Origin of the sequence: Streptomyces sp. ID05-26A (genome assembly GCF_033794685.1) — a bacterium.
Taxonomy (GTDB): Bacteria; Actinomycetota; Actinomycetes; order Mycobacteriales; family Pseudonocardiaceae; genus Lentzea.
This window is the reverse complement of record NZ_JARAYZ010000005.1, coordinates 112,378-136,768: the sequence shown is the minus strand read 5'-3', so window position 1 is coordinate 136,768 and position 24,391 is coordinate 112,378. Positions and strand designations below refer to the sequence as shown.

Here is a 24,391-nt window from a genome sequence, read left to right as displayed (position 1 = left end):
AGGTTCCAGGAGTTCCCGGTGACGACGCAGTACTTCCCGACATCCTGTGCGGCCCCGGTCCCCTCTCCCGAGGAACCGGTCCGCACCGTTCCGCTCGTCGTCGCCGGGCTCCTGGCGGCCGGCCTGACCTGGTTCGTGTGGGCGTCCTACGGCGCGAAACAGGGCGTGCTGCTCGCGCTCGGTCTCGCGCTGGGCCTCGCGTTGTTCCACTCCCGCTTCGGTTTCACCTCCGTGTGGCGTCAGTTGATCGCCGTGGGCAACGGTGCCGGGCTGCGGGCGCACACGGTGCTGCTCGGCACGGCGGCCACGCTGATCGCGTTGATCATCTCGACCGGCTCGGGGCTCTTCGGGTCGGTGCCCAAGGCCACTGGCGGTCCGTTGGGCGTCGCGTTGCTGGTGGGCGCCGTGCTGTTCGCGATCGGCATGCAACTCGGCGGCGCGTGCGCGTCCGGCACGTTGTTCGCGGTGGGGTCCGGGCAGTCGGCGATCGTGCTGACGCTCTTCGGCTTCATCGCGGGTTCGGTGCTCTACACCTGGGCGTTCCCGCTGTTCGACGGCTGGCCCGGGTTGCCCGCCGTGGTGCTGTCCGAGCACGTCGGCTGGTGGGGGTCGTGGCTGATCACGATCGCGGCGCTGGCGGCGATCTTCTTCGTGACCCGGCTCGTGCAGGCTCGTCGCATCCCGCCGCCGGCCGACGTGGTGCCGACCGCCCACGGGCTCGCGCGGATCGCGCGCGGCTCGTGGCCGCTGCTGGTCGGTGCACTGGTGCTCGGTGTGCTGGCCGCGGCGGTGTTTCTCGTGTCCGGCGGCATCTGGGGTGTCACGTTCGCGTTCGCGCTGTGGGGCGCGAAGCTCGTCCAACTGCTCGGGCTGCACCCGGAGGCGTGGGAGTTCTGGCAGACGCCGGCCAACGCGAAGGCGCTCGCCGCTCCGATCTGGACGGACAAGACGTCGCTGACGAACATCGGCATCATGATCGGCGCCGCTGTCGCCGCGGCGGCGGCCGGAGCGTGGAGGATCCACAGCACGATCCCGTGGAAGACGGCTCTCGCGGCCGTGCTGGGAGGTGTGCTGATGGGCATCGGTGCCCGGCTCGCCGGTGGCTGCAACATCGGCGCGTACCTCGGCGGCATCTCCGTCGGGTCGCTGCACGGGTGGCTGTGGGGCGTGTTCGCCCTCGGTGGTACCTGGATCGGGCTTCGGCTGCGGCCGTTGTTCGGGCTCTCGAACCCTCAGCCGAACGATTCCGTCTGCTGACGTGTCACGCGTTCCCGGTGCTCGTACCCGGCCCGACGATCGGCGCGCTCGCCATGCTCAGGACCAGGTCGTAGTAGCCCTCGGGGTTGTCCGCGCCGGACCGGCCGTCGATCAACTCGCGCACGACGTCGCAGTGGCCGGCGTGCTGCGCGGTCTCCGCCGTGACGCGGACGAGCAGGTGCCCGAACGTGGTGTGCCGCTTGCGTTCCGGCCACCACTCGACCTCCGCGGGCGCGTCGAGGGGCAGTGCGGCGATCGACTCGTCGGAGTGCTGCCAGGCCGCGCGGTACAGGTCGACGACGTAGTCGCGGGATTCACCGGGTTTGGCCCACAGGTCGCCGTTCTCCCAGATCGACCTGTCCTCGACCCACGGCAGCGTGAACGACGCCGGACGGCCCGCGCTCGCGCCGAGGTACCCGAGTTCGATGCCGACCAGGTGCTTCACCAGGCCCAGCAGGTTGGTGCCGCTGGGCACGAGCGGGCGCCTGATGTCGTACTCACTCAGTCCGTCCAAAGAGGACACCACTGAGTCGCGGGAGTCTTGCAGGTAGCGCTGGAGGTCCTGAGCGATCATGTGCCGACCTTCACTTCCTTCAGGTGCGCAGCAGGGCAAGGGCGAGACGCACGCCACGAGTCTGGCAAAGCCTGTCGGTCGTGAGGGCCGGAATGCGAGAGTCGGGGGTGTGCAGAAACTGATCATCGCCGCCCTGCTGGGCGCCTCCCTGCTGGGCACCGCCGTGCCCGCCTCGGCCGGTACCGCCCATCGCGTCGACGCCGCCGCCGGCTGGCTCGCGAGACAGATGGCCGACGGCGAACGCCTGGAGACCGAGTTCGGCGGCGTCAAGTACCCGGACCAGGGCCTGACCATCGACGCGATCTTCGCCTTCGCGTCCGCTCGCACCGCCGACGACTACGCGGACCGCGCCATCGCGTGGCTCGCGAAACCCGAGATCTCCAGCGCCTACCTCGGCTCGGACGGCGAGTCGTACGCCGGTGCGCACGCCAAACTGGCCGTGGCCGCACGGGTGAAGGGCAAGAACCCGCGCGCGTTCGCCGGCACCGACCTGATCGCCGGTCTCAAGGCGTTGCAGGCACCGTCCGGCCGCTTCTCCGACCGTTCGGCGTTCGGTGACTTCTCGAACGCGTTCACCCAGTCCTACGCCCTGTTCGCGCTGGGTCGCGACTCCAAGGGCGCGGGTTACCTGGCCGCGACGCAGTGCGCGGACGGCGGCTTCCCCGTGACGTTCGAGACCTCGCCCTGCGTGAGTGACGTGGACGCCACCGCGATCGTCGTCCAGGCGCTGCGTTCGCAGGGCAAGCCGGTCGGCCGCGCGGTCACGTGGCTCGAGTCGAAGCAGCAGGCCGACGGCGGGTTCCCGAGCGCGCAGGGCGGGTCGAACGCCAACAGCACCGGTCTCGTGGCGCAGGTCGTGAAGGGCTCCTCCGCCGTCAGGGCACGCCACTACCTGACGTCGCTGCAGGTGGGGTGTGCCGGGACCGAACGGGGTGCCATCGCCTTCGACGCGTCCGGCTTCGACAGGAGCACCGCTCCCCGTGCGACCGCGCAGGCCGTGCTCGGGCTGACGGGCGCGAACCTCGTGACGTTGCGCGGCGGCGGCCCGGACGGAGCCCCTCAGCTGCACTGCTGACGTTTGCGCGGCCGGCTCGCCGGAAACCACCGGGCATGACCGAACACCAGTTCACCGCGCCCGGGACCGTCGACGACGAGCCGGACGCCGTCGTGTTGGACCTCGAAAACGAGCACATCACCTCGCCTGAGGAGACCGCGATGCACATCGAGGAGACCGAGGAGGGCGGCGGCCGCGTCGACCGTCCCGGCGACGGTTACCTCGAGGGCGAGTGACACTTTCGGGTGCTCACGGACAGTGAGCACAGGTCAGCCGGGGATCGCTCGAATGTCGCTCGAGTTTCGCTGGAGCGGCCGTTCGTCTAGGACACAAGCTGACCTCAAGTGGTCCTAGAGTCCTTCATGTCGGGACAAACGAGCGAAGGACAGAAGCGATGACCACCACCGAGATCCTCACCGGCGAGCGCGCGGACCTCCTCGAGACCCTGAAGCAGCACCGCTGGTTCCTGACGTTCACCGCGCAGGGCCTGACCGACGAGCAGGCGGCGTCGAGCCCCACGGCCAGCGTGCTGAGCATCGGCGGTCTGATCAAGCACGTCGGCACGGTGGAGCGGAGCTGGGTGCGGTTCATCGAGCACGGCACCTCGGCCATGGAGACCGACCCGGAGTCCGAGGACTACGAGAACCACGCGCGCACGTTCCGGATGGAGCCGGGCGAGACGCTGGAAGGCATCATCGCCGAGTACAACGAGATCGCGGCCTACACCGACAAGCTCGTCGAGACGGTCGACATGGACCTCTCCCACCCGCTGCCGGCCGCCCCGTGGTTCCCCGAGGGCAAGACGTGGTCGGCGCGCCGGGTGTTCGTGCACATCGTCGCCGAGACCTCGCAGCACGCGGGCCACGCGGACATCATCCGCGAGACCATCGACGGCCAGAAGACGATGGGCTGATCAGGTCTTCGGCGGGCTGAAGGTCGAGAGGAACTGGTCCCGGAAGTCGCTCATCCGCGACACCGGGGCCGACCCTCCCGGCTTGATCCCGTCGTCCCACTTCCAGTCCGTGACCTCGGCCATCACGGCCGGGTCCTTGGCGACGACGGTGATCGGCACGTCCCGGGAGGCTCCCTCGCCGGTCACCATCTGCGCCGGCTGGTGGTCTCCGAGGAACACCATCACGAGGTTCTCGTCGCCGTACTTCTCCAGGTACGAGATGACGGACTCGAGCGAGTACGAGATCGAGTGCGCGTAGTCGGCGCGCACGGCCGCCGGGTCACGGCCGAAGATCGACTCCGGCGGATCGTTCGAGGCGGGCATGGTCGAGTAGATCGAGCCGTCGCCCAGCTTCTCCCACTCCACGGAGTCCGGGGTCGGTGACCACGGCGCGTGCGAGGACACCATCGGGATCGCGGCCATCACCGGGCCGTGGGCCTTCGAGCGCTCGTTGCGTTGGAACGACTCCAACGTGAACTGGTCGGGCGTCGTCGCGTAACCGAAGCGCGGGCCCTTGTAGCCGAGGTCCTGAGCCGCGTAGATCTTGTCGTAGTGGAAGAAGTCGCCTTCCGGCCACGCCTGCGTGATGCCGGGGACGACGCCGACCGAACGCCACGACGACTCGCGGAACGCGCGCGGCAGCGTCAGGCGGTCGGAGGCCACGAGGTTGCGGTAGCGCTGCTGGTTGTCGATCCACAGCCCGGACAGCAGCGTCGCCTGCGCCATCCAGCTGCCCCCGCCGGCGGTCGGCGAGGTGAGGTAGGCGGACTTCGCGCTGTACCCGGCCGCCTTCAGCCGGTCGTCGCCCTGGGCCAGCTTCGCCGCCACGTCCGGCATGTCGAGCGCCGACTTGCCGTAGCTCTCGACGAACGTGAAGACGACGTCCTTGCCCTGCAACGAGGACAGCAGCCCGGGGTGGCCGCGAAACGCGTCGACCGAGGCCTCCGCCGCGAACACCTCCTTGTCGTTCAGACCGGCCTGCACGCGCCGCGCGTGGTCGACCAGCGACGTGGCGGCGGCGTCGGAGTAGACCGGAACCCCTGGCACGGCGAGGGAAACGCACACCACGACCGCCGCGGCCACCGCGCGGATCGCGACGGGACGCCGTCCGGCGGCGACGGAACCGAGGCGCTGCACGGAGATCGCCGCGAGGAACACGATCCCGGCGACCAGTGCGACGGTGAGGGCCACGGCGAGCACCGAGGCGAACCGGCCGAACGTCACGTCCACGAAGTCGATGGCGGGCACCAGCAGCGGCCAGTCCAGCACGAGGTCGAACGGCCGGTACAGCACCATGTCGAAGCCGATGTCCATGATCTTGACGACCGCGAACAGCCCCAGCGCGACACCGCCGGCGATGGCGGCGGGCTTGCGGATCCGGTCCGGCAGGAGCACCAGCACGAGGACGCCGACGAGGCCTTCGAGCGGCACCCGCAGGAACGCCTCGAAGGAGAACTTCTCCAGGTCGTTCGGTGCGATGAGCACGAACAACACGAACAGCCCCGCCAGGGCCGTGACCGTCCGCCGCAACAACGTCCTCACCGAGATTCCCCTTTCCGGACCCTATGAGGTAAACGCGGCGCGGCATGTCACCGGTTCAACTGCCCTACCATCGGATCCCATGACCCGCCCGCACGTTCTGCTCAGCGTCGCCGTCAGCCTCGACGGTCACATCGACGATCGCGGTACCGAGAGGTTTCCGCTTTCGAACGCCGAGGACTTCGACCACGTCGACCGGTTGCGCGCGGAGTCGGACGCGATTCTGGCGGGGGCCGAGACGTTGCGCCGTGACAACGCACGGCTGCTCGTCTACAGCGACGAACGGCGTGCCCGCAGAATAGCCGAGGGCAAACCGGAGTTCCCGTTGCGCGCCACCGTCACGAGGAGCGGTGATCTGGACCCTGAGCTGCGGTTCTGGCACTGCGGCGGCGAGCGGATCGTCTACACGAAGAGCGCGACGACCACGGTCGGCCACCTCGCCGAAACGAAGAACTTCAGCGAATTCTCAGAGATTCTGGACGATCTCGGCGCGCGCGGAGTGAGAAAGCTCATGGTCGAAGGCGGCACGAGCATTCACACGGCGTTCCTGCGAGCCGGACTGGCCGACGAGATCCGGGTGGCGGTGGCACCGATGCTGATCGGACAGGCGGCGGCCCCGCGTTTCGTGAATCCCGCCGAATTCCCCGGTGGACCGGCACGCCGATTCCACCTGGAGGACGTCACGAAAGTCGGGGACGTCGCGGTGCTCCGCTACTTCCCGAAAGTCACTTCCGACGCACGAGACTGAGCGCGCCGAAGATCTGCTCGCGGCGGTAGACCGCGATCACCAGCGCCCACACCATGAAGATCAACGGCATCATCGCGTCGTCGAACCCGCCGTTGGTGACCAGCGTGAGCTCGGTCAGCGCCGCGCCCGCCATGATCCCCGCGAGACCCAGCGCGGCGAGGCCGCAGATGCGCGGGACGAGCAGGCCGATCGCGGTGGCGATCTCCAGCACCCCCGTGAAGTAGCGGAACCACTGGCCGAAGCCGATGTCGTCGAACTTCGCGACGAACGAGTCGGTGAACAGCGCGTAGCCGTTCATCACGAACTGCACGGCGAGCACGATCTGCAGGATCCAGACGACGATGTTGCCGACCTTCGCCGCGGTAGAGGTCTGCTCAGACATGGCGGGATTGTCCCACCGAAACCGCCGCGTTGTTCCACAGCCACAGCACATCGCGACCGAACGACCACACGAGCGATGCCAGCGCGAGACCAACGAGCACACCGGCGAACGGCAGCAGGCCCGAAGCGGCCACCACCAGGAAGATCCCCTGCACCGCGGCGACGACCTTGCGGGCGTAGCTGGCGGGCAGCGGCGCGTTCATCCAGCGCAGGCGCCAGGAAGCGGCGACGAACACGTACCGCATGAGCCCGATCGTGAGCACCCACGGCCCCATGTGCACGGCCACGTACGCGCTCAGCACCAGGATCAGGAACGCGTCGACCTCCATGTCGAACCGGGCACCCAGCGCGGACGAGGTGCCCGTGCGGCGAGCGACCTGCCCGTCCACCCAGTCGAGTGAGAGCGCGACGGCCGCCAGCGTCACGACCAGCGCGACCGGCACGTCCTGACCCGCGCGGTCGGCGACCAGGGCGGTCACCGCTCCGACCATCAGGCCGCGGGCGAGCGTGACGCGGTCGGCGGGCCCCAACGTCATGGTGCGGTGGCGTTGCATGCCGTAACCGAGGAACGCCCAGGTGGCGAATCCGTAGGCGAGGCCGGCGGCCCAGCCGAGCGGGCCGAGTCCGGCCGTGGCACCGACCACGGCCAGCGCGAGGACCTGGAAGCCCGCCCAGATGGCAGGCTCGCGCAGGACGGGCGCGGTCCTGGTGTGCTGAAGTGTGATCATCAGGTGCCCCTAACGAACTTCGTGCGGCGGAGGTGTTGTGAGTGACACGTACGGCGAGTGCCTTTTGGCTCAATGAATCCGGAAAAGGGGAGGTTCGGCAGGTCACACTGGCCGAGCCCGGGCCGGGTGAGGTCGAGGTGCGCACGCTGCACTCGGGGGTGAGCCGCGGCACGGAGACCCTCGTCTTCCGCGGTGGTGTGCCCGAGAGCCAGCACGCGGTGATGCGCGCGCCGTTCCAGGAGGGCGACTTCCCGTGGCCGGTGAAGTACGGCTACCTCAACGTGGGCGTCGTGGAGACCGGCGATCTGCGCGGGCGCACGGTGTTCTGCCTCTATCCACATCAGACTCGTTACGTCGTCCCGGAAACCTCGGTCACGCTCGTGCCGGAGGCGGTTCCGGCCGCACGGGCGGTGCTGGCGGGCACCGTCGAGACCGCGGTCAACGCCGTGTGGGACGCGCGTCCGTTGATCGGTGACCGGATCGCGGTGGTCGGCGGCGGCATGGTCGGGTCGAGCATCGCGGCGGTGCTGGCGACGTTCCCCGGCGCCCGCGTCGAACTCGTGGACGCGGACCCGGCTCGTGAGGCCGTCGCCCGGAAGCTCGGTGTCGGCTTCGCCCTGCCGGGCGATGCTCTCGATGGCTGTGACCTGGTCTTCCACGCCAGTGCGACCGAACAGGGCCTCACCACGGCGCTGAACCTGCTCGCGCCGGAAGGCCGCGTGATCGAGCTGAGCTGGTACGGCGACAGGAAGATCTCCGTGCCGCTGGGCGAGTTCTTCCACTCGAAGCGCTTGACGATCCGCAGCAGCCAGGTCGGCACGGTCGGCCGCCCGGACCGCAGCTACGCCGAACGCATGGCCGTCGCGCTCGACCTGCTGGCCGACGACCGGTTCGACGCGCTGATCACGGGCCACAGCGCGTTCGAGGAACTCCCCGACGTGATGCCCAGGCTGGCCGACGGCGAGATTCCGGCGCTGTGCCACCGGATTGACTACGGTCAGGCCCATGTTTCCCAGTGACACCACGGTCGACGTCCGGGGTAAGAGCGTGGCCGTGCTCCCGGTCGGCAGCACCGAGCAGCACGGCCCGCACCTGCCACTGGCCACGGACTCGGTGATCGCGTGGACCATCGCGTCGCGGATCGCGGCGAGGTACCCGGTGCGGTTGCTGCCGCCGATCCAGTTCTCGTGCTCGCAGGAGCACGCCGACTGGCCGGGAACCGTCAGCATCTCCGCGAGCACGCTGATCTCAGTGGTCAAGGACATCGCGGAGTCCTTGCGGCGCAACGGTGTCACGCACGTGGTGCTCGTCAACGGCCACGGCGGCAACTACGTGCTGTCGAACGTCGTGCAGGAGGGCGAGGGCCTGGCGCTGTTCCCCGGACGGGACGACTGGGCGTTCGCGCGGGAAAAGGCCGGCGTCGAGACCTCGGCGTACAGCGACATGCACGCGGGTGAGCTGGAGACCTCGATCCTGCTGCACGCTCACCCCGATCTGATCCGTCCCGGCTACGAGACCGCTGACCACCTGGCGGAGGACAGGCGACACATGCTTACCCGGGGTTTGGCGCCCTACACGTCCTCGGGCGTCATCGGGCGTCCCTCGCTCGCGTCAGCGCGCAAGGGCGAGCTCCTGCTCGCGGGGCTGACCGAGTCCTTCGGCCACTACCTCGAGCTTTTCGGTCTTCCGGCGTGAGAGGAACAGCACGACCGCGCCGGGCAGAGCCGCGATGAGCGCCAGCACGCCGTAGACGATGCCGGTGGTGAAGCCCTGCGCGGCGCCCAGACCGGCGGCACCGAACGCCACCGCGAGGAAGGCCTCACGCGGGCCGAACCCGCCGATGTTGACCGGGATCGCCATGATCAGCAGCGCCAGCACGACGACCGGCGCGAGCTGGGTGACCCCTGCGTCCGACCCGGCGGCGTGAGCGGCCACCAGGAACATCGCCACGTACCCGGCGACCGTGGCGGCCGAGAGTCCGATGACCGCCGGCCAGGTCCGGAACGACAGCAGCCTGATGCCGTCGGCGAGGGTGTTGACCAGCGCCCTGCGCACCGGCCGGATGTTCCAGCCGACGGCGACCAGCAGGGCCAGACCAACGAGGATCAACGCCACCGTGGTGCCGTTCGGCGCGAGGTCGAGGCCGGGCGCGGGGTGCGTGAGCAGCACCGCGAGCCCGATCCCGATGAGCACGACCTGGCCCGCCATGCGCTCGAAGAACACGGCGCGCACGCCCCGTCCGACGTCGCCCGACTCCCGGCCGTGGTTGACCGCGCGGTGCACGTCACCGAGCACGCCCGCGGGCAGCACGGCGTTGACGAGCTGGGCGCGGTAGTAGTCGCTGACCGCGGTCCTCAGGGTCAGCGACAGGCCGAGGCGGCGCGCGACGATCACCCAGCGGCCCGCGCTGAGCACCGTCGTCACGAGCCCGATCACCAGTGCCGCGGCGACGGAGAACGCGTCGATCGCGCGCAGTCCGTCGAGGAAGGCCCCCGTGCCCAGGCGCAGGCCCAGCGCGACGAGGATCCCCAGTGCCAGCACCAGGCGAAGCCACGGCCACAACTTCTTCATCACACAGCTCCCGGTAGTGCCAGCAGATCGACGTGGTGGACCACCACGGAGGCCGTTGACCTGCGGCGCAGGTACTCGGAGGCCTCCGAGGCGAGGGCGGGTTCGTGCTCCACCGCGGCGTCGACCCAGCCCTGGAGCCACTCGGACTGCAGGGCGTCACCGTGCATCCGCCAGAGGCTCTGAGCCGTCCGAACCGAAGCGCCGGCTGCCACGAACGCCTCTTCGGCAGCGGCGGGAGCATCAGGTCCGAGCAGACGGCGCCCGTCCACGACGCGACGCTGGTGAGCGTTGAACGCGTCCTGGAAGGCGGCGTCGAGCGGCTCGGCCGGATCGATGTCGATCCGGCCTGCCACCGAGAGCGTGAACAGAGCGGGCACATGTGCTTCTACGCATGCAACCGCCAGAGCGTTCATCTCGTCAGTAGTGAGCAAGTCGAGCAAAGCGGAGCAAGTGACCAGGTCAGCGCCTGCGATGTCGGCGGCTTTGAGCGCCGTGAGGTCGCCCTCCCGCGTCTCGGCGGTGACGTTCTCGAGGGCGTTCATGCCGGCCTCGGCCAGCCCGAGCAGCCGGGGGTCGCGGTCGTGCAGCACCCAGTGCTGTACGCCGCCGAGCCTCCCGGCGAGCCAACGTCCCATCGATCCCGTTCCACAACCCAGGTCACGGATCGTCAGGGGGTTTCGGTTCACCAGAGTTTCGCGGACCACGTCGGCGAGCTCGGTCGAGCGTGCCTGTGCGTCGGCGTTTTCCCGCAGTGCCAGCCATTCCGGGGCGAAGGTCATGGCCGGAGAGTAGCCAGCACCCTCCGCAGGTCCTCTGTGGATTCATCCCAAGTGGACAGAACAGCCCGCCGGGCGAGGGCTCTGGAGCGCAGTTCCGAGCGGAAATCCTGATCTTCGAACCAGCATGTCAGTGCAGCTACGAATGCATTTTCGTCCCCGGCCGGAATGAGCAGGCCGCCGTCGCCCAGCGCGTCCGGAACAGCGCTCGCGATGACCGGCAGACCGTGCGCGAGGGCCTCCGTGACGACCATGCCGTAGGTCTCGTTGCGGGAGGCCAGCACGAAGAGGTCGGCACTGGAGTACGCGCTGGTCAGAGCCTCGCCGGAGAGTGGTCCGGGGAAGCTGACGCGGTCGTCTCGCGGGAGTTCGCGCAGGAACGGCCGGTGCGGGCCCACGCACGTCAGCCGCCAGTCGCGTTCGATCCGCCGCAACGCCCTGACCAGCAGGTCGTGGCCTTTGCGGGGTGTGATGGACGCGACGCAGAGCAGATGGTGGATGCCGTCCGTGCCGTGTGCGAGCGGCGCCGGGTCGGTGCCGGGAAGGACGACGTGGACGTGGTCGAGCCCGTGCCTGCGCTCGAGGTCGCGCGCGGCCGTCGGACTCGTCGCGATGACCGCCCTCGCGGCCCTCAGGACCTGGCCTTCCCCGACTTCGAGGGCGCGTGCCGTTGCGGGGTCGAGGCCTGTCTCGTCGGCGAGCGGCAGGTGCACGAGCACGACGACGTTCAATCTTCGTGTGTGAGGGACGACGATCTCGGGTAATCCGCAGCTCACGAGGCCGTCGAGGAGCACGACGTCCCCTTGCGGGATCCCCGCAAGCGCTTGCTCCAACGCGGTGGCGTCGTTCGGCCGCGGCCAGTCACCAGCGACGGTCAGACGGTTCAGGCCCGCGCTCACGCGCAGGTCGTAGACGTTGCCGCCGCTGGGACTGCCCGGATCCCCGACGTCAGCCGGAAGGACGAAGTGCACGTTCGTAGCCCGCCCACGCCACGTGCGACTCGTGAAGTGTGACGGCGATCGCATCGATGCCGTGAGCGCCCTCACCCAGAGCACCCTCGGAGATCTTGTCCGCGAGCTGGTCCGCGATGTGCTTCGCGAGCCACTCCGTCGACGTGTTGATGCCCGCGAACTGCGGTTCTTCGTCCAGGTTGCGATAGTTGAAGGCGGCCAGGACCTTGTTCAGCTCCTGGGTCGCCAGTCCGATGTCGACGACGATGTTGTCCGAATCGAGCTCAGTGCGTTTGAACGTTGCGTCCACCAGGAACGTTGCTCCATGCAGACGTTGCGCTGGACCGAAGACCTCGCCGCGGAAACTGTGGGCGATCATCACGTGATCGCGGACGGTGATGCTGAACAGGATGACCTCCGCTGTGCGGTCGGGTTACGGTGCGACTCCATCCGAGCGTAGCTGCACGTTCGGAAGGCGCCTGGTGACAAGGGGACCGGAGATGTTCGAAGAGGCCTTCAACGAGGAAGACGTTGCGGAGTCCGATCTGGTGACCCGCCGCGGCACCTTCCGCGCGGTCGCGTTCCGAGCGGACGGTCACGAGCACATGGCTCTCGTCTACGGCAAGACGAAGCTGCGCGAGAACGTGCTGGTGCGCATCCACTCCGAGTGCATGACCGGCGACATCTTCGCCGCCATGCGCTGCGAGTGCGGTGAGCAACTCGACGCCGCGCTGAACACCATCGTGCGTGAGGGCAGCGGCATCCTCGTGTACCTGCGCGGGCACGAAGGACGTGGAATCGGTTTGGTGGCAAAGATTCGCACGCACGTGCTGCAGGACGAGGGACTGGACACGTTGGACTCGGCCACGTCGCTCGGCCTGCCCGTCGACGTGCGCGACTACTCCCCCGCGGCCCGCGTGCTCAAGCACCTGCGCGTGCAGTCGGTGCGGCTCATGTCCAACAACCCGGACAAGATCGCGGCGCTGGAGTCCCACGGGATCTCGGTGACGGCGCGCGTGCCGTCGTTGATGACCCCCAACGCGCACAACATCGCGTACCTGACGGCGAAGCGCGACCGGCTCGGTCACGACCTGCCCCAGGTCGAGGAGTTCACCACCCTTCCGCACGCACGCTGACCATTGCTTTCCCAGCATGTGGGGCTCAAACTGTCTCGATGCTGGCGCTGCGGGCAGGGCGTGCGTTCGACGGTGAGCGGTCCATCGCGGGCCCCGTCACGGTCGTCACCGAGCACGGGAAGATCAAGGCCGTCGAACAGGGCCATCCCGACGTCGCCGGTGCCGAGGTCGTCGACCTCGGCACCGCCACCGTCCTACCCGGACTGATCGACACCCACGTCCACCTGTGCGCGGACAGCGAGAACGGCGCGCTCGACCGGCTGCCGTCGTTCACCTCCCCGGAGCTGGACGCGGTGATCGAGGACGGCCTCGACCGCCACCTCAGGGCCGGCGTGACCACCGTGCGCGACCTCGGTGACCGGGCGTGGGCCGTGACGGACCAGCGCGACCGGTTCCGGCAGCGCGTCCTCGCCTCCGGCCCGCCCATCACGAGCCCGCGCGGCCACTGCTGGTCGATGGGCGGGGAGGCGTCCGGTGACGAGGCGCTCCGCCGGGCCGTGCGCGACCGGGCCGAGCGCGGGGTGGACGTCGTCAAGATCATGGCGAGCGGCGGGTTCGCCACCCCCGGCACGATCGTCGACGACTGCCAGTTCACCGAGCACGAACTGCGCGTGGTGGTCGAGGAGGCCCATTCGGCCGGCCTCCCGGTGACCGCCCACGCCCACAGCCTCAGGGCGGTCCAGCACGCCGTCGCCGCCGGGGTCGACGGCATCGAGCACTGCACCTGCCTGTCCGGCGGGGCCATGGTCGTCCCCGTCGAGCTGATGGACGCGCTGGCGGAGGCCGACATCGCCGTCTGCCACACGCTCGGTGCCACGGTGGAGCCGCCTCCGCACATCAAGGAGGCGTTCGAGCGCATGGGGATGAGCCTCGCCGCCAAGATCGACGCGGCCGGTCGCATGTACGACCACGGCGTGCGCACGGTCTCCGGTACGGACGGTGGCATCGGCGCGGGCAAACCGCACGGGATCATCGCCCACGCGATGCAGAACCTGATCGAGGCGGGCATCCCGAACAGTGCCGTGCTGGCGAGCGCGACCAGTCAGGCCGCCAGGGCGTGCGGCGTGAGCAAGGGCGTGCTGAAGCCCGGCTGGGATGCGGACGTCATCGCCGTGCAAGGAGATCCCATGCGGGACATCACGGCGTTGCACCACGTGACCACCGTGGTGATCGCGGGTCAGATCGCGACGACGGTCTTGCCGACGGAGCGCCGCGAGTAGACGTGGTCCACCGCGTCCAGTGCCTCGGACAGCGGGAAGACCTTGCCCACAGCGGGTTTCACGGACCCCGACTCGACCAGCACGCGCAGCTCGTCGAAGACGTCGGCGCGTTCCTGGGACATCAGCGGGACGAACTTCTTCGACGAGAACGGGTTCAGCAGAACCGAGCCCATCGCCTTGTGGAACCCGCCCGTGATCGATCCCCCGGTCTCAGCACCGACCAGCACGATCCTGCCGCGCTCGTTCGTGGCTCCGCGCAGCCGGGACAACGGCCTGGCGCCACCGCAGTCGAGGATCAGGTCGTACGTGCCGGTGAAGTCCGCGACCGTGTAGTCGAAGACCTCGTCGGCGCCCAGCGACCGCACCAGTTCGACCTTGCGCGTGCTGCACACGGCGGTCACGTGTGCGTTGAGGGACTTTGCGATCTGGACCCCGTAGGAGCCGACGCCACCGCCCGCGCCGAGCACCAGAACCCGTTGCCCCGCCTGAACCCCGCGCAACCCCTGCAGCGCCGTTCCGCCCGAGATCGGCACCGCGGCCGCCTCCGTGAACGAGGTGCCCTGCGGCTTGCGCGCCAACCGTGAGACCGGCGCGACGGTGTGTTCGGCGAACGACCCCTCGCACGTGCCGAAGACCTCGTCGCCGACCGCGAACCCGGTCACGCCGGGCCCGATCTCCTCCACCACACCGGCGACGTCCCGTCCCGGCACGATCGACTTAGGTGCGCGGAACCCGAAACCGAGGATCCGCAACAGGTACGGCCTGCCGGTGAGCATGTGCCAGACGCCCATGTCGACGCCCGCCGCCCGCACGTCCAGCAGAACCTCGCCCTCCCCAGGCACAGGCACATCGAGGTCACCGAGCACCGCCGATCCGTATCTTCGTTGCACAACAGCCTTCACAGCTCTTCCTCCTCCGGGTACTGGAACACTTCTTCGAGCGACACCCCGAACGCGCGTGCGATCTTGAAGGCCACCTCCAGCGAGGGCGAGTACTTGCCCTGCTCGATGGCGATCAACGTCTGCCGCGTCACGCCGATGGCCGTGGCGAGGTCGGCCTGCTTCATCTCGCCGCGCGCGAACCGCAGCGCACGGATGGAGTTCGTGACTTTCGTGGGCTTCACAGCATTCCTCGCCGGTAGAGCGCGATCTTCGCCAACGACCCGAGCACCGCGGACAGCACGAAGCACAGGTAGAGCACGTTGGCGATCCAGAAGTACGGCGCTTCGAGCATCGCCAGCACCATCGCGGACACACCGCCGATGACGACGAACGACTGCCCGACGTGGTCACCGAGCCGGCCGATCTCGCGGTCCCGTTCGTCGGCCTGCAGGCCGTCGCCCCGCGACGCGATGCCGAACCAGATGCCCGACACGATGCCGGCGACGATCCCGGACGCGATCGTCCACACCATCGCGCCGACATAGGGCGATTCGGCCAGAGGTCTGCCGCCCATCCCAGTCAGGACAAGCACGACATACACGGCATAACCAGCCAAGGCGATGACCGCCAGCGCCCACGCCTGCTTCTCCTCGAACGCCATGGTCCCGCTCCTGATGTCAAAGAAACCTGACATCACCAAGGTAAAGCGAACCCGACACTGTGTCAAACATCTTTGACTTAACCTTTCCGTGATCAACGCGTCCGTATGGCGGTCGACTACCTCCGATCGGACCCATTAGCGTGCGGCGCATGCTCCGTCCGATCCTTGTTGCGTGCGCGCTTGCCCTCACGGCATGTGGCCACGCAGTGACGGCAGAACCTCCCGCCGCCGCGCGCACCCAAGTCCCGTCTCACACCCCCGCAGCGGCACCGCTCATCGCGACGCCCGAGGTCTGCCCACTGCCCGACAGCGGGTTCGAGTGCGACTTCCAGAAGCGGATCAAGGCCGCCCAGGACTACGCCGAGACCAGGCCGGGAACCACGGGTTTCGTGCTGCGGGACCGCAAGTCCGGGGCGATCTGGCGCAACGGCCACGCGGGCGACATGACGTGGACCGCGTCGACGATCAAGCTCGCGATGGTCGTGAACCTCCTGGAACGCCACCGCGCCGGCAAGATCAGGCTGAGCACCGAGGACCGCAGCCTCATGAACGCGATGCTGCACACGTCCGACGACGACGCGGCGGACACGCTGTGGAGGAAGTACACCGGCGCGACGTTCAACGCGGCGTTCGGCAAGTACGGAATGACCGATTTGGTGCCACAAAAGGGTTATACGTCCGCGTTCCCCTACTGGGGCTTCGAGAAGTGCACCGCCAACGACCTCGACCGCCTGATGAACTACATCCTCGACACGGTGCCCGCCGACGACCGCGCGTACATCCTCGGCCAGATGCGCCAGGTCGGACCCGTGCAGCAGTGGGGCGTCTGGGGTCCCGACTCCGGCGCGAAGAACGGCTGGTCCGAGGAGGACGGTGGCTGGGTGATGAACTCGGTCGGGTTCGTCGGCCAGGACGAGCGGTACACGCTCGCGATCATGAACAACCTCAAGGGCGAAGGCGCCTACGACGAGGGCCGGGCCACCGACACGGAGATCACGCGCCTGTTGTTCCGCTAGTGCTGCGGCATCGGTTCGAAGTGGAACGAGCGGATGAAGCAGTCGCGTGGCTGGTTCACTGCGAACAACACGCAATCGGCCACAGACTGCGCGGTCAGCATCCCGTTGCGCGCCGCGTCGTCGTTGTTGTCGAAGTCGGGCGGGTACAACGAGATCATGCGAATGCCCTCCGGCCGCAGCCGTTGCGACATGATCTCCGTGTAGCGGCCCTGGCCTGCCTTGGCCGCGTGGAACGCCGCGTGCGCGATGTGCGCGGGATCGCTGCGTGACTCGGCTTCCAGCGACACGAGCGTGACGACGTCCGGGCGTCCGGACCGCCGCAGCAACGGCAGGAAGCTCTCGGTCATCAGCACCGTCCCGGCCGTGCCGGACAGGATCGTGCGCACGATCGCGGCATCGTCCACCTGGGACTCCGTCAGGAACGCCGCCCCGTTGTTGACCAGCACGTCGACGTGACCGAGCAGCTCACCGGATTCTTCGGCACAGCGTCGGACCGACGCCGGGTCCGTGAGGTCGCACTGGAGCGCGTGCGCGTCGGGCAGCAGGTCGCGAGTGCGTTGGGCGGCACCGACATCACGGGCCGTCACGACGACCGTCGCGCCCTGCTCGGCGAACCGTCGCGCGATCGTGCGCCCGAAGCCCCTGCCACCACCGGTGATCACCACGTTCATGACCCCGATGGTGCACCCTCGATCTCGGTGGAGGTCAAGCCGCCGGGATCGACTCCCACAGGCAGAGCACGGTGCCCTCGCTGTCCTTGACGTACTGCGAGTACCCGAAGTCGCCCACGCGTTCCTTGGCGTTGAGCAGCGCGCCCCCGGCCGCCACGACCTTGCCCGCCACCTCGTCGACGGCCGGCACCTCGATGATCAGCACGGGCCCCTGCACGAACTCGGTCCTGGGCGAGATCCCGCCGTCCGAGTCCGCGACGTCGACCGGCTCCCCGTCCGTGTCGACCAGCACGTAGTCGAACGGCAACCGCTGCGCCGACCACCCGAAGACGTCGCGGTAGAACGCCGTCGCACGAGCGAGGTCGTCCGCCGGCAGCTCGAACTTGACCCTGGTCATCGCGCGAGGTCCGGCACCTGGGCGACGAGCTCCTCGGGCGCCGACAACCGCCAGGCCTCGAAGACGAGTTCTTTCATCTCGTCCGCCTCGACGCCCTCGAGGTACACCACGACCCAGCCGAAGCCCCCGGACGTGAACTGCGGCTCGAACACCTCGGGACGTTCGGCCACCAGCGCCTGCTGCTCGGACAGCGTCTGCTTGAGCCCGACCGTCTGCGTGCGCGGCCAGTAGTAGCCGAACACCTTGCCCCGCACGCGGAGCGTGTCGTACTGCTGACCGGAGGACCGCTGCGCCTCGGCGAGCCCGTCCACGATCTTGAAGAGCTGCTTGTTCGTCGTCGCCACTGCCGACCCCCAAAGCCGAAGAGCGGAAAGTATAAATCCGGCTTTCAGGACGCGGGTGCGGTGAGCCTCCTCAGATGATCGACGACGAGCGCAGCGTGGGACAGCGGCGTGCTCAGGTCCTCCACGTCGCCGTTCGTCGTGTAGTCGAGCAGCACGACGTCGGCGGACTCGGCCAGCTCGCGCAACAGCGTGACCTCGGCCCGCAGCCGGTGCTCGAGAACCCAGCGGTAGGCCGGTAAGTAGATCTCCTGCCGGGCCGTGCGGTAGTCGAGCAAGTGCTCGCCGGCCAGCCCCGCGCGGTGGCCTCGCACCGGCCCGTGGCGGCGGACCGTGCGCTTCAGGCCCTTCATCGACGTCACGGTGAGCTTCGACGGGTCGACGTCGGCACTCTCGAAGACTTTGAGGGCTTGCCACAGGCCCTCGACCGACTCGCTCGTGACGCCTTCCGACAACGGCACCGGGATCTGGCCGTGCGGGAAGAACGGGCTGAAGCGAACCCACGGCTCGGGGCCGCGGGAGGTCACGTCGATGACCACCGCGTCCGGGCGCTTCACCTTGCGTCGCTTGCTCGCGACTTCGATCGGCATGGCTCGAGGATGGCAGGAGGGTCTGACAATTTCGGGACGCTCGGGACGCGGCTGCGTTGGGTCAGCACCACGCAGACGAGCACGACGGCCGCGGTCGCGAGAGCAGGCCAGCCGACCAGTTCGTTCAGCACGAGCGCCGACCACATCAGCGTCAGGACCGGCTGGGCCAGCTGGATCTGGCCGATCTTGGCCACCCCGCCCGCGGCCAGGCCCGCGTACCAGGCGAAGAAGCCCAGGAACATCGAGATCAGCGCCACGTAGGCGAAACTGAGCCACACGACGGTGTCAGCGCGCGAGAAGTCGGCTGTGTACAAGGAGACCGGGATCGTCACCGGGAGCGAGACGACCAGAGCCCAGCAGACCGTCCTGGCCCCGCCCAGCTCGCGGGAGAGCGCGCCTCCCTCGGCATAACCCAGGCCGCACAGCACGACGGCGATCAGCAGGTAACCGTCGGCCAGGCTCAGCGAGCCGGAGAAACCGCCGCCGGTGGCCACGAACGCCAGCACCGCGAGCAGACCGGCGCCGCTGGCGAGCCAGAACTTGAGGGGCGGGCGTTCGGCAGCCCGCACGACCGCCCAGATCGCCGTGGACATGGGCAGCACCGCGATCACGACGGCGCCGTGGGCCGAGGTCTGCGTGGTGAGGGCCAGAGAGGTGAAGAGCGGGAAGCCGATCACGATACCGAGGGCGACGACGACCAAGCGGCGAACCTGCGTTACCGAAGGACGCGGCGCTCGCGATAACGCCAGATAGGCGATCGCCAGGACACCGGCGACGAGGGCGCGGCCGAACGCGACGAACCACGCGTCCAGACCTAGCACTGCCAGCCGGGTCGCCGGCAGGGAGAAGCTGAAACCCAGCACGCCGAGCGCGCCGAGTGTTACCCCCGCTGGCACGATAACGTTACTCTTGGCTCTCATGAATGAGGATAACGCAGCCGCCCGCGTTATCGAGCACCTGAGAGCAGCGGCACGGTCCGGCCGGGCCGGCGACCGCATGCCCTCGGTGCGCGACCTGATGGCGCGGCACCGGGCCTCCCCCGCGACGGTCCAACAGGCGATCCAGCGCGTGGCCGCCGAAGGGCTCGTCGAGGTGCGACCCGGTCGCGGCAGCTACGTCGCCCCGCGCACGGCCGCGACGAGCCACGACCTGTCGTGGCAGGCCGTCGCGCTCGGCGAGGGCAGGCCCGGCGAGGACCTGGTCGCGAACCTCGTCGCGGTGCCGAAACCCGAGGCGATCCCGTTGACCAGCGGGTACCTCGACCCCGAACTGCAGCCGACCGACGCGCTCGGCGCCGCGCTAACCCGTGCCGCACGCCGGCCCGCGTCGTGGGGACGCGTCCCGGTCGAGGGCAAGGAGGAGCTGCGCGCGTGGTTCGCGAAGGAGGCCGGCGGCGAACTCAGGGCCGGCGACATCACGGTGTGCGCGGGCGCTCAGGAAGCACTCGCGACGGTGTTCCGCGGTCTCGGTGAGCGCGGGGACGCCGTGCTGGTCGAGTCACCCACCTATCTCGGCGCGATCGCGGCGGCGCGCGACGCCGGGCTCAAGGTCGTGCCGGTACCGGCCGATCAGGACGGAGTGCGGCCGGACCTGCTCCAGGCCGCCTTCGAACGCACCGGCGCGAAGGTCTTCTACTGCCAGCCGTTGCACGCGAACCCGCATGGCGCCGTGCTGTCCGACGAGCGACGCGCCGAGGTCATGCGCATCGTGCGCGGTGTGGGCGCGTTCCTGGTCGAGGACGACTGGGCGCGCGGCTTCACCATCGACGGCACCGCGCCGCCGACACTGGTCTCGCAGGACACCGACGGCCACGTCGTCTACGTCCGCTCGCTCACCAAGGTCGCCGCGCCGGGCCTGCGCGTCGCCGCGATCGGAGCCCGCGGACCGGCGGGCACCAGGCTGAAGAACACCCGGTCCCGGCAGGACCTCTACGTCGCCGGGCCGTTGCAGGAGGCGGCGATCGACTTCGTGACGTCCCCGGTGTGGCGCCGGCACCTGCGGACGCTCCAGCAGGCCTTGAGGTCCAGGCGTGACGCTCTGACACGCGCGCTCGGTGAGCACCTGCCCGAGTTCGAGATCGCGAGGTCGTCGGGTGGCCTGCACCTGTGGGTGACGTTGCCGGACGGCGTGGACGACCTGGACCTGACGACAGCGGCCGCCGCGCGTGACGTCGTGGTGTTCCCCGGCCGGCCGTGGTTCGCCGCTGAACCACCGGGCAGCTTTCTTCGTTTGACCTACGGCGGCGCACCCGAGCACGTGCTCGCCGAGGGAGTGCGACGGCTGGCCGAAGCCGTGTTCGCCATCCGGCGGTGACCACTTCGGGTGAATTGCATGACTCGTTAACTTGACTCATTCCAGAAAAGACGGCAGGGTGGTTCTCGTGCCCACGGCTTCCGAGTTCGAGCGCCTGCTGCGTGGAGCGTCGCTTCGGGTGACGGCCCCGCGGATAGCAGTGCTGTCCGCAGTGCACGCCCACCCGCACGCCGACACGGACTCGATCATCGGCGTCGTGCGTCAGAACCTCGGCGCGGTCTCCCACCAGGCCGTGTACGACGTGCTCCGAGCGCTGACCGGAGCCGGGCTGCTGAGGCGGATCGAGCCCCAGGGCTCGGTCGCCCGGTACGAAGCCCGCGTCGGGGACAACCACCACCACGTCGTGTGCAGATCCTGCGGTGCGATCGCCGACGTCGACTGCGCAGTCGGCCACGCGCCATGCCTGGACGCATCCGACGACCACGGGTTCGTCATCGACGAGGCCGAGGTCATCTACTGGGGTTCCTGCCCCGAGTGCACGACCGCCGCGAAAAGTTCCTGAACACCCGGAAGGATTCCCGTGTCCGACAGCACTGACGCCAAGCTGAGCGACCTGAACGAGGAGGAGGCCGGGGGTTGCCCGGTCGCGCACGGCCGGATCAGCCACCCCAGCGAGGGCGGCAGCAACCGTGACTGGTGGCCCAACCAGCTCAACCTCCGGATCCTGCGCAAGCACCCCGTCCAGGCGGACCCGTTCGGTGGCGAGTTCGACTACGGCCAGGCGTTCCTGACCGTCGACCTCGACGAGCTGGCGCGCGACGTCGACGCCGTGCTGACCGAGTCGAAGGACTGGTGGCCGGCGGACTTCGGGCACTACGGCCCCTTCATGATCCGCATGGCGTGGCACAGCGCGGGCACCTACCGCACCCACGACGGCCGCGGTGGCGCCGGCGCGGGCATGCAGCGCTTCGCGCCGCTCAACAGCTGGCCGGACAACGGCAACCTGGACAAGGCCCGCCGTCTGCTGTGGCCGGTCAAGAAGAAGTGGGGCAAGAAGGTCTCCTGGGCCGACCTCATGATCTTCACGGGCAACCGCGCGCTGGAGACCATGGGCTTCGAGACCTTCGGCTTCGCCGGTGGCCGCGCGGACGTGTGGGAGCCGGACGAGGACGTCTACTGGGGCCCGGAGACCACGTGGCTCGGCGGCGACGGCCGCTACAGCGGCGACCGCGACCTGGAGTCCCCGCTCGCGGCCGTCCAGATGGGTCTGATCTACGTCAACCCCGAGGGCCCGAACGGCAACCCGGACCCGCTGGCCTCCGCCCGCGACATCCGCGAGACGTTCGGCCGCATGGGCATGAACGACGAGGAGACCGTCGCGCTCATCGCCGGCGGCCACACCTTCGGCAAGGCGCACGGCGCGGGTGACCCGGAGCTGGTCGGCGCGGAGCCCGAGGGCGCCGCGATCGACGCGCAGGGCTTCGGCTGGATCAGCACGCACGGCACCGGCAAGGGCCGTGACGCCATCACCTCCGGCCTGGAGGTGACCTGGACGCAGCAGCCCACCAAGTGGACGAACCTGTTCTTCAAGAACCTGTTCGAGTTCGAGTGGGAGCTCACCAAGTCCCCCGCCGGCGCACACCAGTGGAAGCCGAAGGACGGCGCGGGCGCCAACACCGTGCCCGACCCCGAGGACGGCACGCTCAACCGCACGCCGCAGATGCTGACGACCGACCTGGCGCTGCGCTTCGACCCGATCTACGAGCCGATCTCGCGCAAGTTCGCGGAGAGCAACGAGGCGTTCGCGGCGGCCTTCTCCCGCGCCTGGTTCAAGCTCACCCACCGCGACATGGGCCCGATCCAGCGCTACCTCGGCCCGCAGGTGCCGCAGGAGGAGCTGATCTGGCAGGACCGCCTGCCCGTGCGCGACTTCGAGGTGATCGACGCCGCCGACGTGGCAGCGCTGAAGGCCAAGGTCCTCGAGACCGGTCTCTCGATCTCGCAGCTGGTCAAGACCGCGTGGGCCTCGGCCTCGTCGTTCCGCCAGAGCGACAAGCGCGGCGGCGCCAACGGTGCCCGCATCCGCCTCGAGCCGCAGCGCGGCTGGGAGGTCAACGAGCCCGACCAGCTCGCCCAGGTCCTGCGCACGCTGGAAGGCGTGCAGGAGGCGTTCAACAGCTCGGCGACCGGCGGCAAGAAGGTCTCGCTGGCCGACGTGATCGTCCTCGGCGGTGCCGCGGCGATCGAGCAGGCCGCCAAGGCCGCGGGCCACGACGTCGAGGTGCCGTTCCTCGCGGGCCGCACCGACGCCACCCAGGAGCAGACGGACGCCGAGTCGTTCGCCGTCCTGGAGCCGAAGGCCGACGGTTTCCGCAACTACGGCGGCAAGGCCACCCCGCTGCCGTCGGAGTACCTCCTCATCGACAGGGCGAACCTGCTCGGCGTCTCGGCGCCGGAGCTGACCGCGCTGGTCGGCGGCCTGCGCGTGCTGGGCGCCAACCACAACGGCTCGCAGGCGGGCGTGCTCACGGCCAAGCCGGAGACGCTGACCAACGACTTCTTCGTCAACCTGCTCGACATGGAGACGGAGTGGAAGTCGGTCACCGAGGACGAGGAGAACTTCGAGGGCCGCGACCGCGCCACCGGAGCCGTCCGCTGGACCGCCACCCGCAACGACCTGGTGTTCGGCTCGAACTCCGAGCTGCGCGCCATCGCCGAGGTCTACGCGAGTGACGACGCCGCCGAGAAGTTCGTCCAGGACTTCGTCGTGGCGTGGAACAAGGTCATGAACGCGGACCGCTACGACGTCTGATCCAGCTCCACCCCGGTACCCCAGGCCACTCCCCCGGCTTGGGGTACCGGCGTTTCCGCGGCGTGCATTCACTGTCCACTCCAGACTCCGGCGGCTGGTGGCGGTTGGCTGTTCGGAGCTTCTCGGGTTGGCGGACGGCGGGGTTCGCCGATGTCGCGGACTCGGCCGAGGATCCGTCGCCGCCCACTCGACCCAGGCAGAACCTGTTGTGCGGCAACGTCATCGCTTGACGCGCGGTAACACCGCGGTCGCCTCCGGGTCGCCCTTCGAGCGCTGCCGCAGGCGTGTGACCACGAAGAGCACCACGGCCGCGGCGACCGCGACCAGCACCAGCTTCTGGAAGATGCCCGCGTAGGCCTCCACTCGGTGCCAGTTCTCGCCCAGCAGGTAACCGGCGCTCACGAACAGCGTGTTCCAGATCAGGCTCCCCGCAGTGGTGAGCACGAGGAACTTCGGAAGGTTCATGCGTTCCACACCCGCCGGCAACGAAATGAAACTGCGGAACAGCGGCACCATTCGGCCGAAGAACACGGCTTTGGTGCCGTGGCGGGTGAACCAGGCCTCGGTCCTGTCGAAATCGGTCACCCGGACCAGCGGGATCCGGGCGACCAGGGCACGGGTCCTGGTGCGGCCCAGCAGCATGCCCGCGAAGTAGACGACGACGGCTCCCGCCACCGAGCCGAGGGTGGTCCAGAACAGGGCCGCCGGCAGGCTGAACACGCCCTTGCTCGCGGAGAAGCCGGCCAGGGGCAGCACCAGTTCACTCGGGATCGGTGGGAACAGGTTGTCGAGGCCCACGACCACGGCCGCGCCCACGCCTCCCAGTGACTCCATCAGCGACACGGCCCATTCAGCCAGCATTGGACTTCCCCTCAGGTGAAAC

The 24,391-nt window shown here is 69.0% G+C and carries 30 protein-coding genes; 13 read left to right on the top strand and 17 right to left on the bottom strand.

The genetic code is table 11. From position 1 onward, the window contains the following. The first annotated feature begins 18 nt into the window (after nucleotides 1-18). Nucleotides 19-1,257, top strand: a complete 1,239-nt coding sequence (locus tag PV646_RS35265) for a YeeE/YedE family protein (protein WP_500346640.1) — start codon at nucleotides 19-21, stop codon at nucleotides 1,255-1,257. 4 nt (nucleotides 1,258-1,261) lie between these two features. Here the strand turns inward: PV646_RS35265 and PV646_RS35260 are convergent, their stop codons facing one another. Beyond that, nucleotides 1,262-1,831: a DinB family protein gene (locus PV646_RS35260; RefSeq protein ID WP_500346639.1), complete on the bottom strand. Its 570-nt coding sequence runs from the start codon at nucleotides 1,829-1,831 to the stop codon at nucleotides 1,262-1,264. Between the two features lie 109 nt (nucleotides 1,832-1,940). On the opposite strand from PV646_RS35260, the gene PV646_RS35255 reads away from it, so the two are divergent. The 3 genes from PV646_RS35255 (at nucleotide 1,941) to PV646_RS35245 (ending at nucleotide 3,798) form a co-directional block, all read left to right on the top strand. Further along, on the top strand, nucleotides 1,941-2,906 hold the full coding sequence (locus PV646_RS35255) for a peptidase (RefSeq protein ID WP_500346638.1): 966 nt from the start codon (nucleotides 1,941-1,943) through the stop codon (nucleotides 2,904-2,906). A 35-nt stretch (nucleotides 2,907-2,941) separates the two neighbouring features. Continuing rightward, nucleotides 2,942-3,121 (top strand): hypothetical protein, encoded by a 180-nt coding sequence (locus PV646_RS35250; RefSeq protein ID WP_500346637.1) that lies wholly within the window; start codon nucleotides 2,942-2,944, stop codon nucleotides 3,119-3,121. A 158-nt stretch (nucleotides 3,122-3,279) separates the two neighbouring features. Further along, nucleotides 3,280-3,798, top strand: a complete 519-nt coding sequence (locus PV646_RS35245; protein ID WP_500346636.1) for a DinB family protein — start codon at nucleotides 3,280-3,282, stop codon at nucleotides 3,796-3,798. Here the strand turns inward: PV646_RS35245 and PV646_RS35240 are convergent, their stop codons facing one another. Next, the gene (locus PV646_RS35240) at nucleotides 3,799-5,379 is read right to left on the bottom strand and encodes a sulfatase-like hydrolase/transferase (RefSeq protein WP_500346635.1); all 1,581 of its coding nucleotides are present in this window, start codon (nucleotides 5,377-5,379) and stop codon (nucleotides 3,799-3,801) included. On the opposite strand from PV646_RS35240, the gene PV646_RS35235 reads away from it, so the two are divergent. After that, complete coding sequence (locus tag PV646_RS35235; protein WP_500346634.1) at nucleotides 5,351-6,124, top strand: RibD family protein; 774 nt, start codon at nucleotides 5,351-5,353, stop codon at nucleotides 6,122-6,124. The two genes, PV646_RS35240 and PV646_RS35235, sit on opposite strands and share 29 nt — an antisense overlap. On the opposite strand, the gene PV646_RS35230 is transcribed toward PV646_RS35235, so the two are convergent. Beyond that, on the bottom strand, nucleotides 6,102-6,506 hold the full coding sequence (locus PV646_RS35230; RefSeq protein WP_500346633.1) for a DoxX family protein: 405 nt from the start codon (nucleotides 6,504-6,506) through the stop codon (nucleotides 6,102-6,104). The two genes, PV646_RS35235 and PV646_RS35230, sit on opposite strands and share 23 nt — an antisense overlap. Further along, a complete protein-coding gene (locus PV646_RS35225) occupies nucleotides 6,499-7,230 on the bottom strand; it encodes a CDP-alcohol phosphatidyltransferase family protein (protein ID WP_500347065.1) in 732 nt (243 codons plus the stop codon). Before PV646_RS35225 ends, PV646_RS35230 begins: the two co-directional genes overlap by 8 nt. Before the next feature lie 44 nt (nucleotides 7,231-7,274). Between PV646_RS35225 and PV646_RS35220 the strand changes: the two genes are divergently transcribed. Both PV646_RS35220 and PV646_RS35215 read left to right on the top strand, forming a co-directional pair. Next, the gene (locus PV646_RS35220; protein WP_500346632.1) at nucleotides 7,275-8,252 is read left to right on the top strand and encodes a zinc-dependent alcohol dehydrogenase; all 978 of its coding nucleotides are present in this window, start codon (nucleotides 7,275-7,277) and stop codon (nucleotides 8,250-8,252) included. Next, nucleotides 8,239-8,928: a creatininase family protein gene (locus PV646_RS35215; protein ID WP_500346631.1), complete on the top strand. Its 690-nt coding sequence runs from the start codon at nucleotides 8,239-8,241 to the stop codon at nucleotides 8,926-8,928. Before PV646_RS35220 ends, PV646_RS35215 begins: the two co-directional genes overlap by 14 nt. Here the strand turns inward: PV646_RS35215 and PV646_RS35210 are convergent. The 4 genes from PV646_RS35210 to PV646_RS35195 are packed head-to-tail and all read right to left on the bottom strand — an operon-like array spanning nucleotide 8,845 to nucleotide 11,939. Further along, a complete protein-coding gene (locus PV646_RS35210) occupies nucleotides 8,845-9,804 on the bottom strand; it encodes a lysylphosphatidylglycerol synthase transmembrane domain-containing protein (RefSeq protein WP_500346630.1) in 960 nt (319 codons plus the stop codon). The two genes, PV646_RS35215 and PV646_RS35210, sit on opposite strands and share 84 nt — an antisense overlap. Beyond that, on the bottom strand, nucleotides 9,804-10,583 hold the full coding sequence (locus PV646_RS35205) for a class I SAM-dependent methyltransferase (protein WP_500346629.1): 780 nt from the start codon (nucleotides 10,581-10,583) through the stop codon (nucleotides 9,804-9,806). Before PV646_RS35205 ends, PV646_RS35210 begins: the two co-directional genes overlap by 1 nt. Further along, a complete protein-coding gene (locus PV646_RS35200) occupies nucleotides 10,580-11,551 on the bottom strand; it encodes a glycosyltransferase family 4 protein (RefSeq protein ID WP_500346628.1) in 972 nt (323 codons plus the stop codon). The genes PV646_RS35205 and PV646_RS35200 overlap by 4 nt, the downstream gene beginning before the upstream one ends. Continuing rightward, a complete protein-coding gene (locus PV646_RS35195) occupies nucleotides 11,529-11,939 on the bottom strand; it encodes a 6-pyruvoyl trahydropterin synthase family protein (protein WP_452255043.1) in 411 nt (136 codons plus the stop codon). Before PV646_RS35195 ends, PV646_RS35200 begins: the two co-directional genes overlap by 23 nt. A gap of 91 nt (nucleotides 11,940-12,030) precedes the next feature. Between PV646_RS35195 and ribA the strand changes: the two genes are divergently transcribed. Continuing rightward, a complete protein-coding gene (gene ribA / locus PV646_RS35190) occupies nucleotides 12,031-12,666 on the top strand; it encodes a GTP cyclohydrolase II (protein WP_500346627.1) in 636 nt (211 codons plus the stop codon). 38 nt (nucleotides 12,667-12,704) lie between these two features. Next, nucleotides 12,705-13,886 carry an amidohydrolase family protein gene (locus PV646_RS35185; protein ID WP_500346626.1) on the top strand — a complete coding sequence of 394 codons (1,182 nt, stop codon included), beginning with the start codon at nucleotides 12,705-12,707 and terminating at the stop codon, nucleotides 13,884-13,886. Here the strand turns inward: PV646_RS35185 and PV646_RS35180 are convergent. The 3 genes from PV646_RS35180 to PV646_RS35170 are packed head-to-tail and all read right to left on the bottom strand — an operon-like array spanning nucleotide 13,844 to nucleotide 15,428. Continuing rightward, entirely contained in the window at nucleotides 13,844-14,734 is an 891-nt protein-coding gene (locus tag PV646_RS35180) for an NAD(P)-dependent alcohol dehydrogenase (RefSeq protein ID WP_500346625.1), read from the bottom strand. The two genes, PV646_RS35185 and PV646_RS35180, sit on opposite strands and share 43 nt — an antisense overlap. 50 nt (nucleotides 14,735-14,784) lie before the next feature. Beyond that, nucleotides 14,785-15,009 carry a helix-turn-helix transcriptional regulator gene (locus PV646_RS35175; RefSeq protein WP_500346624.1) on the bottom strand — a complete coding sequence of 75 codons (225 nt, stop codon included), beginning with the start codon at nucleotides 15,007-15,009 and terminating at the stop codon, nucleotides 14,785-14,787. Continuing rightward, nucleotides 15,006-15,428: a hypothetical protein gene (locus PV646_RS35170; protein WP_500346623.1), complete on the bottom strand. Its 423-nt coding sequence runs from the start codon at nucleotides 15,426-15,428 to the stop codon at nucleotides 15,006-15,008. Before PV646_RS35170 ends, PV646_RS35175 begins: the two co-directional genes overlap by 4 nt. 206 nt (nucleotides 15,429-15,634) lie before the next feature. Between PV646_RS35170 and PV646_RS35165 the strand changes: the two genes are divergently transcribed. After that, nucleotides 15,635-16,444, top strand: coding sequence for a serine hydrolase (locus PV646_RS35165; protein WP_500346622.1), 810 nt, complete (start codon nucleotides 15,635-15,637; stop codon nucleotides 16,442-16,444). Here the strand turns inward: PV646_RS35165 and PV646_RS35160 are convergent. From PV646_RS35160 to PV646_RS35140, 5 genes are read right to left on the bottom strand one after another with little or no spacing between them, the layout of a single operon-like run. Beyond that, entirely contained in the window at nucleotides 16,441-17,115 is a 675-nt protein-coding gene (locus tag PV646_RS35160) for an SDR family oxidoreductase (protein ID WP_500346621.1), read from the bottom strand. The genes PV646_RS35165 and PV646_RS35160 overlap by 4 nt on opposite strands. A gap of 34 nt (nucleotides 17,116-17,149) precedes the next feature. Next, entirely contained in the window at nucleotides 17,150-17,512 is a 363-nt protein-coding gene (locus PV646_RS35155; RefSeq protein WP_500346620.1) for a VOC family protein, read from the bottom strand. Beyond that, a complete protein-coding gene (locus tag PV646_RS35150; RefSeq protein WP_500346619.1) occupies nucleotides 17,509-17,856 on the bottom strand; it encodes an MmcQ/YjbR family DNA-binding protein in 348 nt (115 codons plus the stop codon). Before PV646_RS35150 ends, PV646_RS35155 begins: the two co-directional genes overlap by 4 nt. Nucleotides 17,857-17,900: 44 nt before the next feature. Further along, the gene (locus tag PV646_RS35145) at nucleotides 17,901-18,443 is read right to left on the bottom strand and encodes a DUF6939 family protein (RefSeq protein ID WP_500346618.1); all 543 of its coding nucleotides are present in this window, start codon (nucleotides 18,441-18,443) and stop codon (nucleotides 17,901-17,903) included. Next, complete coding sequence (locus PV646_RS35140) at nucleotides 18,407-19,339, bottom strand: DMT family transporter (RefSeq protein ID WP_500346617.1); 933 nt, start codon at nucleotides 19,337-19,339, stop codon at nucleotides 18,407-18,409. The genes PV646_RS35145 and PV646_RS35140 overlap by 37 nt, the downstream gene beginning before the upstream one ends. 22 nt (nucleotides 19,340-19,361) lie before the next feature. Between PV646_RS35140 and PV646_RS35135 the strand changes: the two genes are divergently transcribed. The 3 genes from PV646_RS35135 to katG all read left to right on the top strand — a co-directional run bounded on the left by PV646_RS35135 (nucleotide 19,362) and on the right by katG (nucleotide 23,508). Next, nucleotides 19,362-20,756 (top strand): aminotransferase-like domain-containing protein, encoded by a 1,395-nt coding sequence (locus PV646_RS35135; RefSeq protein ID WP_500346616.1) that lies wholly within the window; start codon nucleotides 19,362-19,364, stop codon nucleotides 20,754-20,756. Between the two features lie 67 nt (nucleotides 20,757-20,823). Continuing rightward, on the top strand, nucleotides 20,824-21,258 hold the full coding sequence (locus PV646_RS35130) for a Fur family transcriptional regulator (protein WP_189158790.1): 435 nt from the start codon (nucleotides 20,824-20,826) through the stop codon (nucleotides 21,256-21,258). 18 nt (nucleotides 21,259-21,276) lie between these two features. After that, nucleotides 21,277-23,508 carry a catalase/peroxidase HPI gene (gene katG, locus PV646_RS35125; protein ID WP_500346615.1) on the top strand — a complete coding sequence of 744 codons (2,232 nt, stop codon included), beginning with the start codon at nucleotides 21,277-21,279 and terminating at the stop codon, nucleotides 23,506-23,508. 219 nt (nucleotides 23,509-23,727) lie between these two features. Here katG and PV646_RS35120 read toward each other — a convergent pair whose 3' ends face one another. Next, nucleotides 23,728-24,369: a DedA family protein gene (locus PV646_RS35120; RefSeq protein ID WP_500346614.1), complete on the bottom strand. Its 642-nt coding sequence runs from the start codon at nucleotides 24,367-24,369 to the stop codon at nucleotides 23,728-23,730. Between the last annotated feature and the right edge of the window lie 22 nt (nucleotides 24,370-24,391).